Origin of the sequence: Marinomonas colpomeniae (assembly GCF_014803385.1) — a bacterium.
In the GTDB taxonomy this organism is placed as follows: Bacteria; Pseudomonadota; Gammaproteobacteria; order Pseudomonadales; family Marinomonadaceae; genus Marinomonas; species Marinomonas colpomeniae.
The window spans coordinates 333,373-346,263 of record NZ_JACYFC010000003.1 but is presented as its reverse complement, the minus strand read 5'-3'; the positions used below and the strand labels follow the sequence as shown (position 1 = coordinate 346,263).

The following is a 12,891-nucleotide window of genomic DNA, read 5'->3' as shown; positions in this document are numbered from 1 at the left end:
TAAAATGCCTAAACTTTATTTAATTTTGTGGCCTTCATGACATATAAAATCTTATGGATTTGCTTGGCAAGCCTTTTCCTTAGCGCTTGCCAAACGACGTCTAAAACAGAACAAAGCAGCACCTCTAATGCATTAGAATCGGCAGAAGAAGCTGATATTGTTGAAGCGGATAGCGAACGCTTAGGGGTGATTGATGACATCCCAACAATAGACTCGACTATTGCGTCTTCTGAAGAAATTGAACCAATTCCTATCAATGAACCTAACGTTCCTGATGATATTTGGGATCGAATCCGAGATGGCTTTGAGCTTGACTTAGACATTGATCGCCCTCGTTTAACGTCACAACTACGATGGTTCAGTACGCACCCTTCTTATTTAGATCGTGTTTCAAAACGTGGTGAGCGCTACTTACACTATATTGTTAGCGAATTAGAAAAAGCGGGAATACCAACTGAAATAGCGTTACTGCCTATTGTAGAAAGTGGTTTTGATCCTTTTGGTTACAGCCATGGCCGAGCATCTGGCCCTTGGCAATTTATACCATCAACAGGACAAATGTATGGTTTAGATCAAACTTGGTGGTATGACGGTCGAAGAGACATTATAGGCTCAACTCAAGCTGCTATTGCTTACCTAACTCGCCTACATAAAATGTTTGATGGAAACTGGTACCATGCTCTCGCCTCTTACAATTCAGGTGAAGGTAGAGTATTAAGAGCTATCAGGAAGAATAAGAAGGCAGGTAAACCAACGGATTTTTGGTCTCTCGACCTACCAAAAGAAACTAGAGCTTATGTGCCAAAGCTTATTGCTTTAGCGAAAATAATCAAAAATCCAGAAAAGTACAATTACTCAACCTACTTTATTCCAAACAAACCTTATTTTGATGTGGTCGATATTGGTGGTCAGCTTGATCTAGCACAAGCGGCTGATATGGCAGGAATAAGCATCGACGAAGTATATCTATTAAATCCAGGCTTTAATCAGTGGGCAACCTCTCCAGATGGGCCTCACCGCTTACTTATGCCAATTACAAAGGCCAAGCAATTCAGAAAAAAACTGGCTGAGATTCCAAACAAAGATAGAGTTACTTGGGTTCGCTATACCGTAAAATCAGGTGATAGTTTACTGCTGGTTGCTAAGAAACATAACACCACAGCAAGCGTTTTACAGAATGTAAATAAAATACCTTCGTCCTTCATTCGTGTTGGTCAAGAACTGATGATTCCAGTGGCAACCAATAACATCGAAAGCTACACACTTAGCTCTCATCAACGTTTATTAGCCAAGCAATCTAGCGCGCCAAACCGAAATCGCATTAAAATTAGCTATACGGTAAAGTCTGGAGATAGCTTATGGTTAATCGCCAATAAATACGATACCGATAGCAAAACGCTGGCTCGTTGGAATAGTATGGGGCTAGCAGACCGCCTAATGCCTGGTAAAAAACTTGTGGTCTGGCTGCAGCCTAAAGCATCTAAAGGCAGTTCGCGAAGCGTAGTCAAAAAAGTGGTTTACACTATTCGCTCTGGTGAGTCATTGGCTTTAGTTGCAAACAAGTTCAAAGTATCTGTAAATGACATCAAAGGCTGGAACCCTAAAGTAAGTAGTAAAAAATACGTTCAACCTGGAGACAGAGTAACTTTACTTATTAATGTGGTTGGCGGCTAAGTTTTTTAAATTATTACTTAGCAAAACTATTTTAGAGCAAGACAAATAAAAAGGGCTGATTATAAATCAGCCCTTTTTATTTGAGTTCTTATTATCTATAGCTAGCTATCAATAGATTATTCGTAACGACACAAGTAAGCAGTTGTTTCAGATACTTTGACTTGAAAGCGTTGATTTGCCTCAACGATAAAAGTTTCACCTTTAGCAAATATTTTCCATTCATTTTCAGCTGGCAACATAACAGTTAACGCCCCTGAAACAACCGTCATATACTCTTTTTGGCTTGTACCAAATTCGTATTCACCAATCGCCATTACACCGACAGTAGAAACCCCTTCGGCATTCTCCAATGCAACTGATTTTACTTTATCATCAAAATAACTGTTTACCGTTAACGCTGCGCTCATAAAAAAATTCTCATCTAGATTGAAAAACCATTAAACAAAAAAGTGATTGAATAGATTACATATAAAGTAGCTGGTAGATAATATCATTGAATTATTTTACCGCCGTCCATTTCTTCAATAATCCATTCTTTGAAAGCCATCATAGCTGAAGTAACCGAGCGACGTTTTTCATACACCAAGTAAAAAGACTTGTTAGTAATCAAATGCTGATCAAACAATATCTTCAATGTTCCCGCTTCAATTTCTGGCATGACAAGTTCAGAATCTGACAGTGCAATACCCAAACCTTGTGCAGCAGCGCCTGCAGTTAAAGAGCCACTTGAGAACATCAAACCACGACGAAAACGAGTAGGGTCCAAATCATGCTGCTGCAGCCAGTCATGCCATTCATCTTTTCGTTTCGTAACGTGCAATAAAGGGTAGAAGCGCATGTCTTCCGGTGTATTAATAGGTTGATCTGCTTTTATCAGCCTTGGGTTACATACAGGAGCTAATCGAGCAGGACGTAAATAGTGTGCCTCTACTCCCTCCCACTCGCCATTACCGAAATATACCGCCATATCAATATCATTAGCAGAAAAATCGACTAGCCCACCAGAGGAGCTTATTTCTATTTGAATATCTGGATAACGCTCTTGAAAACGCTCCATCCTAGGCATTAACCAACGAGTAAGAAAGGCAGGTGCAACCGCCAATCTAAGAGAGCCTGTTTTTTGCTTACTCTTAAGTTCTGAGGTGGCATTGTCTAGTTGTTCAAAAATACTTTTTATTGGCTTTAAGTAAGTCTCACCGGCTTCCGTCAAAATGACTTTACGCTTGGTGCGTCGGAAAAGCTCAAGACCTAGAAAACTTTCTAAGCCCTTAATTTGGTGACTAATAGCCGAAGGCGTTACAGACAACTCTTTGGCAGCTTTATTAAAGCTGCCATTTCGTGCTGCTGATTCAAAGCACTTTAATGAATTTAGTGGGGGTAAACGGTTAATAACTTTATCTCCAATGAATTAGTAGAATTAACCAATATCGTGAATATATCTCACCTTTATCCTAATAACATCAAAAAGCAGTACTTGTTCACCAATCGAAACAAACCTCTAATACTATAAGTAAGTATTATAGAGCTATAAACACTCTAGTCTTCACCATCATCAGTGTTAGCTTGTTTCTCAAAACGTTTTGGAGGCAATTTAAAAGCGTCAAAACCATCTTGTTTGTTATCATGAAAACGCGCCTTACCCACTGATTTTCTAGAGGACTTACGAGGCGTTTTACTATCTTCTTTTTCAACCGATTTTTTAGCTATTTTACGAGCAGGTTTAGGTGGTGTTAAACCTTTAAACTTGGGCTCTAATCCTACGATAACTTCGGTAGTAAATACTTTTTGTAAGAACGTTTCAATCGCTTTGAAATTCACCCAATCTTTTGGGCCGACTAAAGAATACGCATCACCTTTAAACCCTGCACGACCTGTTCGACCGGTTCTGTGTATAAACTCTTCTGCCTGCTTTGGTAAATCAAAGTTAAACACATGAGAGACGCTGGCAATGTCTAAGCCACGGGAAGCGACATCCGTACTTACCAAGACATCAAACTGCCCTTTAGCAAAACTTTCCATCGTTTTATTACGAGCACTTTGAGATAAGTTACCGTTAAGAGCTTGAGTCGTTAATCCCCAGCCAGCAATAATTTCAGCCAAGCGTACGGTATCGTTTTTCGTTGCCGTAAATATAATTGCCTGCTTAATCGTTTGACCAACCAAGATATGTTTCAACAGAGCTTCTTTATGATCCAAATGATCACAAAGTAAAATGTGTTGTGAAATATCCGTATGCTCATCAAACCCTTGACCAACGGCTACTCGTGAAGGCTCTCGCAGTAATTCACCTGCGATTTCACTCACTTCAGTATTATCAAGCGTCGCTGAAAAGAATAATGTTTGTCTTTGACGATGGCTTGCAGCAACATTTATTGCTCTCATGGCTTCTGCAAAACCTAAGTCCAACATACGATCTGCTTCGTCCAAAATAAGCAGTTCAAGGCCTTCTAAAAAAACATGGCGCTGTTTTAAATGATCAACCAAACGACCTGGTGTTGCGACAATAAAATGCGGGTCTTTTTGCAACTGCTTATGCTGATCATTAAAATTTTCGCCGCCCTGAATCAGAATAGAAGTAAAACGACTAGCTGCTAACAAAAGACGTAACTGCCCATAAACTTGTTTCGCCAGTTCACGAGTTGGTACAAGTACAACGACGCGAGGGTCACGTTTAGATAACGCTTTTTTCTTATAAACTCGATGCAAAGCAGGCAAAAGATAAGCAAGTGTTTTACCTGAACCTGTTTTTGACGATGCCAATAAGTCTCGACCAGCCACAGCCTCTGGAATAGCTCGAGCCTGAATCTCAGTTGCCTCATCAAACCCTAAATGAGCAATAGACTTTAAAATGCGATTATCAAAACCAAATTCTTCGAATAACAAAAAAACACCCCTTTAAAACAATAAGACCGCGTAAAACCATCGATTACGCTTAATTTTTGCATTATAACCTAGACACAGCAAAATCCGTTATTCATCTTGCATTAAAAGATAGGATTTACCTGCACTAACATGGCAATTCTATACCTAATTCCTTTGATAACAGTCGCTACAACACAGAATAGATTAGCCACCCTCACTTCATCTACAATATTATTCAACTTGTAAGCAAAGCCTTGAATTCATTTCACTGTTAGAATAGACATATAAAGAAAATTTACCAAGGTGAAGAACAACATTATCTGCCTTGACTACCTAGAGTGCGACATTATGAAATCCGAGTTGGCAACAAAGTTTCAAGATCCGAATCGAGGCGTTTACTTCATTGGCACAACACCGCCACGTTCATCTGTTGAAGAAGAGCAGTTAGAGCAAATCAGCAGTAAACTTTTAGAGCGACTATCTGGTGTTGAAGCAGACGGTTTAATTGTCTATGACATTCAAGACGAAACTAGCCGTATTGACAAACCTCGCCCTTTTCCTTTCATGGAAACGCATGACCCAAGAGCTTGGTCAAAACGTCTTCATACACAATCAGGAAAGCCAGTTATCACCTATAAATCGGTTTCCTCTCGTAGTTCAGAAGAATTTTCTGGATGGCTAACACAAGCATGGGAAGATTTTGGCATTCGCGATTTGGTCCTAGTTGGCTCACCTTCTTCTGATGGCGATATCAAACTACCTTTGCCAAAAGCATACGACACACTCAAAGCATCACCTCATCATTTCAACTTGGGTGGCGTAACCATTGCTGAGCGCCATGCCAAAAAAGGTGACGAACATTTGCGCTTAATGAAAAAATCAGACGCAGGTTGTGAGTTCTTTATTTCACAAGCTGTTTACAACCATCAAGCAACTGCAGATTTAATCAGCCGTTATGCAAGAGAATGCAAAGACCAAGGTGAAGCACCAAAACGTATCATTTTAACCTTTACACCTTGTGGCAGCGCAAAAACACTTGAGTTCATGGAATGGCTAGGAATTTCAGTACCAGACGCAACTAAACATCGCATTTTAGATTCAGCAACACCGTTAGAAGAATCTATTAAGATTTGCCGTAACGCCCTAGAACAAATAATAGAAGTAGCATTACCACTTGGCGTACCACTTGGTTTGAACATTGAAAGTCTAACTAACCGAAAAGAAGAAATAGACGCTTCTATACAACTGTATAAACTACTCAAGGCTACTCTCGATCTAAAACTAGCAGAACAAGGTCTTAAATAGATTTATGTAAAATGGCTAATACTTGGTCAATATGGATGTGCTGCATAGCGTTTGAATCGTGCACACGTGTTGACCAAGGCAATTCAGTTACTGGTTTTTGATACTCTTTTTCAGCTAACATATCATAAACACTCACCACCTTATCCAAATCTCGATACGGCCCTGTTCTTTGCGGATTGGAGTGCGCGTACAAACCCAATACAGGTACACCGACCAAAGTTGCCATGTGCGCAGGACCAGTATCAGGACTAATCACCAAAGCCGCACCTTTCAAAACAGATAACATTGAATCTAATGGTGTTTTACCAACTAAATTAATTATCTCTTTTTGTTTATCACCAATCACCTGCTCCGCAAAACCCGCTTCAGAAGATGAGGGTCCACCCGTAATAACAGGACAGACATTTTTATCTAATAAACATTGAATAACCGCTTGATAGCCCTCTACTGTCCAGTTTCGCTCAGTTTTAGAAGCAGATGGGTTAATCACCACATAGTGTGCGGGTAAATCAAAATCGGTTTCAGGTAATGACAACTCACAAGGTAAGGTCGGCTCCTCGACCCCTAATACACTCGCAATAGATAAAAAAGAATCCAAAACATGCTGACCTCTTGGCTCTGGAGCATATTCATTTACAAACCAGTGCTGCTTCTCACGAGAATGCGATAAAGCGAAGCCCACACGCCTTTTAGCTTTAATCATTCGAGAGACAACACTTGCACGTAATGACCATTGTAAATGCAGCAAAACATCAAAGGTTTGCTTCTTTAATAAGGTACGTAGTGCCAACAATCCTGAAAAGCCACGTTTTTTATCATAAACAACAACATCAACACCTTTAAGCAAACGAACCAAATCAGCTTCTAGTGGAGATGTTATCCACGTAACTTGCATTTCAGGGTAACGCTTCATAATAGATTGAATTACGGCCATCGCGTGACATACATCACCTAATGCCGACAATCTGACTACAGCTAAATGTTGAATATTATCTCGTTGCATGAATTCCTCTAGTGCTGCTTAAACTCAGCTAGTATTATAGAATAGACACTCTAGAATGTGTCCTAATTTATAGTCATTAGACAGAACACCATATAAAGCGAGTAACATGCCACAAATCATCAACATATCGCCCAATGCAGCGCTATTAATAAGCGATCAAACAAAACCGTTAACAAGCTCATGGTTTGATCCTGAGTTTTGGCGATTACAAAAAGCACCAATAGGCACTGGAAAAACGTTATTAGGAACAGGGGCAGGCCGTGGTGAAGTTTGGTTTATCAATAGCTTATTTGGACAGTTTGTTATTCGTCGCTACCGTCGAGGCGGTTTAGTCGGTAAATTTAATAAAAGTTCTTTCTTATTCACGGGTCAAGAAAAAACACGTCCATGGCTTGAGCTCAGCCTATTAGAACATATGAATGCGCTGGGTCTTCCTGTCCCAAAACCTATTGCAGGAAGCTACTCAGTCAATAAAGGTTTCTACCAAGCCACACTATTAACAGAAACTATCGAAGATGCAGAAGATCTATTTGATATAATCAAAAGTATTAAAAGAGATCAAATCCCATGGCAAGAAATAGGTAAAGTTGTCAAACGTTTCCATGACAATGGCATTTACCATTCAGACCTTAACTGTCATAACATCATGATAGACAGCCAAAATAAGATCTGGGTTATAGACTTTGATAAGTGTGAACAAAGAGAGCCCAACTCAAAATGGGTGCAATCCAATATTGATCGATTAAAACGATCACTAGACAAAGAGTCCAAGAACCACGCAAACTTCCATGTATCAAGTAAACAATGGCAGGCTTTCTTGGAGGGATATCATGGCTAAAAAAAGCACATTGGATACAAGCATTACATCCTACATTGGGCCAAAGCATTGGTTATCTTGGATTGGTATGGGAATAGCTTACTTAATTAGTTTCCTTCCTTGGTCGATGCTACAAACCTTTGGCGCTTTAGTAGGCCGAGCCTTATATTCTGTCTCGCCAAGACGCCGAAAAATTTGCGATGTAAACTTTAAAATTTGCTTTCCAGAAATGACAGGAATGGAGAGAAAGCAACTCACTAAGGAACATTTCGAGAGCATGGGAAAAGGGCTTTTAGAAACGTTCGCTTCTTGGTTTCAAAACAAGAACAAATTCGCATCACGTATTAGATTTGAAGGTGAGGATGTTATTAAGCGAGTACTTGAAAAAGGTCGAGGTTGCGTTTTAATCAGTGGTCATTTTTCGTCTCTCGATATTTGTGGAAGCCAAGTACCACGTATTTTAGATGTCCACCCAATCTATAAATTGCAGCGTAATCCTGTAATGAACTGGGTAATGGAGCGTCAGCGTAAAATACTTTTCAGCAAAACAATTGAGCGTAGAAACATGCGTGAAGTACTAAAATCACTTAAACAAAATAAGGCAGTTTGGTATGCGGTTGACCAAGATTATGGTCGCCCAGATTCTGTTTTTGCGCCTTTTTATGGCCGTGAATGCGCGACTATAGCGCACATTGGTAGAATAGCTAAAATGACAAATGCACCTGTTGTTCTTTATGATTACGGTCGTACAAAAAATGGTTATAAGCTAATTTTTACAGAAGTAGAAAACTTCCCAACAGGCAACGATGTTGAAAATGCCACTATTATGAATAAGCTAATGGAACAAGCTATAGAACCTAAGAAGGAACAGTATTTCTGGGCTCACCGACGTTTTAAGACTCAACCTATTGAAGGAGATTCTTCTCCTTATTAAATTTAAAAGCCACATGAAGAAAAATACTTCCTGTGGCTTTTTTCACTCTGATAAAATCGTTTAAGCAATACTATCCCGAACCCCTGCCATCAAACGTAACGACTTCAATCGTTCTTCAGGATTATGAATTGGCATAGAAACAATCAGCTCATCAACCTTGGTAATATCGACAAAGCGCGACAGTTGAAAGGCCACCGACGATTTAGACCCAACCACGGCATATTGCAACATATGCTCGACCATATTTTTTTCACTCGGTGACCAAATACTACCCATTGAATCTACAGGTTTAGGGAATGGAACGTTACGATTACGCCGTAAATTGAGAAACTGTTGCTGAGCTGAAGTAAATAAATATTTAGCCTCTTCATCGGTATCTGCGACAACAGCCATAACGCCAGCCATAGTATGAGGCTTATCACTTTGCTCTGAAGGTTTGAAATTACGACGATATAAAGTAAGCGCCTGGATAAGTTGATCAGGTGCAAAATGGGAGGCAAACGAATAAGGCAAACCAAATTCTGCCGCGACTTGAGCACTGTACAAACTAGATCCAAGCATCCAAAGAGGAACCTTAGTACCCAACCCTGGAACCGAAATCACACCATTATCACCACTATCAAGCAAACGCTGTAACTCTAAAACGTCTTCTGGGTAATTATCAACGGAGGCATTCATATTTCGTCGTAGTGCTCGTGCTGTTTGCATGTCCGTACCTGGTGCTCGCCCTAACCCCAAATCAATACGATCAGGGTAGAGCTCAGCCAAAGTACCAAACTGCTCAGCTATTACCAAGGGAGAATGATTAGGTAGCATAACACCACCTGAACCAAGACGAATTGTCGAGGTTGCAGCACCAAGGTGAGATAGAACAACAGAAGTCGCAGAACTAGCCACTCCCGCCATTCCATGATGCTCAGCCAACCAGAAACGTAAATAATCATTTTCTTCGGCAGCTATCGCCATTCGACGACTCATCACCAAAGAATCTGCAACAGAATAACCTTCGGCAACGGGTGCTAAATCAAGAAGAGAAAGAGGAACCATAATATTTACCTGACAATAAACTAAATAATAAAATCTATGTTTTAATATTTGGGCTCATTCATCAAAGATGCAAGTACTGAAGATTGCAGGAAATGCAGAAGCGTAAATGTCAGCGACCTACATGCCTTCACTTTTATCTATTTTCTAAGCGGTTATAATCCAAAATACCACTTTCTCTCGGACGATCTTGTTTGTTTAGGTTCGCAATAGAATCGCTCACAAACCAAAAATCAGGATGTGTTCGACGAATACCAAAATGATTGAGCAGTTCTGTATAATCCTCCTTAGTTTTTAGGGAGGCTATTTGCTTAGTCCAATCCAACAATTCGTCTTCTTCGACTCGCATAAAAGCATTTGGATAATCACCTAACACACCTTTAACTAAGGTAATATCATCTTCTTCTGGTAATCGTGCTGCTGCTTCATCGAGTAAACTCGATATATTGGAGTGCGCTTTATTATGTATCACACTAATAACTTCCAATGGCACGCCTTTCTCAGTGACTAATACTGTAATGACATTTGGTAAATACACCAAACCACCACCACGTGTTCTTTGGAGTTGATACAAGGCTGCGACATTTTCACTGGATAACTTACTTTGCTCTAAATCGTAACCATGATCCAAAACCTTAGCTAATTTGGTTCGCAATTTTTCATACAACTCACCTTGATGGTCGTTTGTTTTGTAAACAACATGAGATTCACGATTGACTTTAATCAAGTCGTTAAAAATATAATCTTTAATCTGTTGACTAGCATCTCGGTACCAAAATTTTCTAATATTTTCTCTGTCTTCCTTTGGTAATAACAGTAAGAAATTCATCTCACCTTCCATACGTAAAAAATCCATATATAAGCGAGTGACTAACTGATGACCTACGTTACCAAACACATCAAAGCCCGCCACCAGCAAATAATGAATACGCTCTAGCAATGGATAGTCAATCACCCAAGCTGTTTTAGGATGCTGTCCTACCATGCCTTTCACAACAGAAGCATTGTCAAAATGTCGAAAAATAGTCAGTGCAGCATTAGGATTATTACCATCTCCGTCCCAAATCAAATTGAGTCCAAGTGGAACAGCCCTGCCACGTTCACTTTCAATTAACTTCGCCTTTGCAGACAAATAAGTTTTTTGTTGTTCAGAAAAAGTAACCAAAGACGCTAATGGCAAAGCATTACTAGATTCAATGGCAGGCAAATCTAATCTCTTAATTTGCTTCTCTAAAAGTTCCGCAGAACTTTTGTTATAAGCCACTTCAGGAGTCACGAAATAGACCCAAAATTGCTCATTAATAACGTTGACAGCCACTTGCCCACGACACACAGGCCCTTTTATAAACGCCATAATAGTATTTTGAGAATGATCTAATAAGAAGCGATAACGGGCATTCGCAGGAATTTCTCGAAACGCTTTAAATGGATTTGTCGCGACCTCTGGCGCATAACCCGGATCTTTTGTTACATGATAATCCTCACCATAAAAATAGGATTGCCAACGGGCGTAACGCGCCTCATCCAATTGCATAGGAATATGGTTTTTCTGCACCTTTACTTCTGGGTCAGGCCAAAGTCGATAATAAATGCGATCTACACCAGGATCATCATAAGGACGGCGCGTGGCGATTCGATCTATCGGTTCACCCGGCGGTGTTTTAGATCGCACTAAATGAAAACGAAATGCTTCACCATCATCAAGATATAAACTGTATAAGAACAAATGTTCATAGATATAACGCAAAATTAGCTGTTTTTTAAGGTCATCACCATTTAATCGTGATTCCCATAGCACCACTTGTTTTTGAAGCTCAGCAGGAAGGACTGCCGACGCTGGCATCTTTCCACCTTTCGCTAACCAACGAGTCAATACATCGTATTCTTTTTCATTTAATGCAGGCAGACCATATGGCATACCCCAATTAGGATAGTTTTTTTCAAACTGACTATATTCCTCAACACTAGAGCATTGCTGATCTCGAGCCAGCGAAAAATCATAATCATCTGATAGAACAGGCTGAGTAAAAGCGCCTTGTTGTTTACGTAAGGCAATAGCCCTGTATAAAATACTGCCTTGTAGATTTGCGGAAGGTGATTGTCCTCGTTCATTTAAAACCGGATGAAAGCCCTTGGCCCTCCAGTCATCTGTGGTTTTTCCATCGATAAATAGTCGCGTAGGTGTAGCAGCCAGTAAACGGGTACCATCATAAACCAGATCTTTTGAACCACCTCGCTCAATCCCTCCCGATGCTGTCAATTTTAACTGGCAGGGCGCATCGTAACAGGCATGACAAGACACACAGCGATTATCTAAAATAGGCTTCACTTCTTCATTATAAAATTCGGACTCACTTTCAACAGTGCCACTCACACGATTTGCTGTGTTCTCGGAGCCAAAGACAGAATCAAATTGATGAGTAGCGTAGGCCGCACAGCCAGAAACCAGTAAGAAGACAAAAACTAGGGCTATCCATCGAGACATAAAAGGAGACTCTTTATATATTTATTCTGTTCGTTAAGTATTTCATAATAAGCATATAAAAAAACGCCAATTAAGGCGTTTTTTTATATGGTGAATTGCTTGAAGAACTTATTTTAAATCAGGATCGTCTTCAATAATGCTATCAAGATCATCTGGATATTCATCAGATAACTCAAAAGCATCATCTCCCATGTCTTCGTTAGCCAACATCAAGGCATCTTCGTAAGCACCACCAAATTCAATACGAGTAATGTCATATAAATCATACTCAAACGTGCTATCAAACCAACGGGCATCTGAGCCGATTTCTTCAAGCTCATACGTTACTGCATCAGCACGAACAACACGGCCTATTTCACAGCTATCTGGTTCTATTTCTTCACGGTGAAGCGTAACCAATCCAAACTCCTCACTAATATCAATCAGCAAAACAGCTAGATCTTCTAGATCGACTTCTGGGTCAGCAACTTCTTCACCACGCAGAGATAGCACTTTTTTCTGAAAATCATTAAAGGGAGCAGGATGTGCAAAATCACTAATATCTTCCAAGAATAAAACCTGGTAACCATTAAGGCGAATACTGTCATCCACTAATTGAAGCAAAACCATCTCTTCGTTAGCCGCAATAACAAAGCCGTCAGTCCAACTTTCTGGTCCATCCAACTCTTCACGAAAAATGCGAACAACATTATTTCGAGTACGGGCTTTTTCCAATTCGATGAGCATATCGGCTCCCTAAAAAAAACAAAAAATTAAAACATACACTA

General features: G+C 39.9%; 11 protein-coding genes. 4 read left to right on the top strand and 7 right to left on the bottom strand.

What is annotated here, in order from left to right; all coding sequences use genetic code 11:
- Positions 1-36 precede the first annotated feature (36 nt).
- A complete protein-coding gene (locus IF202_RS10970; RefSeq protein WP_191594940.1) occupies positions 37-1,674 on the top strand; it encodes a lytic transglycosylase in 1,638 nt (545 codons plus the stop codon).
- A gap of 116 nt (positions 1,675-1,790) precedes the next feature.
- Here the strand turns inward: IF202_RS10970 and ppnP are convergent, their stop codons facing one another.
- The 3 genes from ppnP to IF202_RS10955 form a co-directional block, all read right to left on the bottom strand.
- Positions 1,791-2,081, bottom strand: coding sequence for a pyrimidine/purine nucleoside phosphorylase (ppnP, locus tag IF202_RS10965; protein ID WP_191594939.1), 291 nt, complete (start codon positions 2,079-2,081; stop codon positions 1,791-1,793).
- A gap of 83 nt (positions 2,082-2,164) precedes the next feature.
- Positions 2,165-3,064 carry a transcriptional regulator GcvA gene (gcvA, locus tag IF202_RS10960; protein WP_191595168.1) on the bottom strand — a complete coding sequence of 300 codons (900 nt, stop codon included), beginning with the start codon at positions 3,062-3,064 and terminating at the stop codon, positions 2,165-2,167.
- A gap of 146 nt (positions 3,065-3,210) precedes the next feature.
- Positions 3,211-4,557, bottom strand: coding sequence for a DEAD/DEAH box helicase (locus IF202_RS10955; RefSeq protein WP_191594938.1), 1,347 nt, complete (start codon positions 4,555-4,557; stop codon positions 3,211-3,213).
- A 327-nt stretch (positions 4,558-4,884) separates the two neighbouring features.
- Here IF202_RS10955 and IF202_RS10950 point away from each other — a divergent pair, with 327 nt between their 5' ends.
- The gene (locus tag IF202_RS10950; protein WP_191594937.1) at positions 4,885-5,841 is read left to right on the top strand and encodes a methylenetetrahydrofolate reductase; all 957 of its coding nucleotides are present in this window, start codon (positions 4,885-4,887) and stop codon (positions 5,839-5,841) included.
- Here the strand turns inward: IF202_RS10950 and IF202_RS10945 are convergent.
- Positions 5,834-6,844 (bottom strand): glycosyltransferase family 9 protein, encoded by a 1,011-nt coding sequence (locus IF202_RS10945; RefSeq protein ID WP_191594936.1) that lies wholly within the window; start codon positions 6,842-6,844, stop codon positions 5,834-5,836. The genes IF202_RS10950 and IF202_RS10945 overlap by 8 nt on opposite strands.
- Positions 6,845-6,950: 106 nt before the next feature.
- On the opposite strand from IF202_RS10945, the gene IF202_RS10940 reads away from it, so the two are divergent.
- Together IF202_RS10940 and IF202_RS10935 are read left to right on the top strand one after the other, a co-directional pair.
- Positions 6,951-7,682: a 3-deoxy-D-manno-octulosonic acid kinase gene (locus IF202_RS10940; protein WP_191594935.1), complete on the top strand. Its 732-nt coding sequence runs from the start codon at positions 6,951-6,953 to the stop codon at positions 7,680-7,682.
- Positions 7,675-8,595 carry a lysophospholipid acyltransferase family protein gene (locus IF202_RS10935; RefSeq protein WP_191594934.1) on the top strand — a complete coding sequence of 307 codons (921 nt, stop codon included), beginning with the start codon at positions 7,675-7,677 and terminating at the stop codon, positions 8,593-8,595. The genes IF202_RS10940 and IF202_RS10935 overlap by 8 nt, the downstream gene beginning before the upstream one ends.
- 60 nt (positions 8,596-8,655) lie before the next feature.
- Here IF202_RS10935 and IF202_RS10930 read toward each other — a convergent pair whose 3' ends face one another.
- The 3 genes from IF202_RS10930 to IF202_RS10920 all read right to left on the bottom strand — a co-directional run bounded on the left by IF202_RS10930 (position 8,656) and on the right by IF202_RS10920 (position 12,850).
- Positions 8,656-9,642: an LLM class flavin-dependent oxidoreductase gene (locus tag IF202_RS10930; protein WP_191594933.1), complete on the bottom strand. Its 987-nt coding sequence runs from the start codon at positions 9,640-9,642 to the stop codon at positions 8,656-8,658.
- Positions 9,643-9,775: 133 nt separating this feature from the next.
- Complete coding sequence (locus tag IF202_RS10925) at positions 9,776-12,124, bottom strand: fatty acid cis/trans isomerase (protein ID WP_191594932.1); 2,349 nt, start codon at positions 12,122-12,124, stop codon at positions 9,776-9,778.
- A gap of 108 nt (positions 12,125-12,232) precedes the next feature.
- A complete protein-coding gene (locus tag IF202_RS10920; protein ID WP_191594931.1) occupies positions 12,233-12,850 on the bottom strand; it encodes a hypothetical protein in 618 nt (205 codons plus the stop codon).
- Between the last annotated feature and the right edge of the window lie 41 nt (positions 12,851-12,891).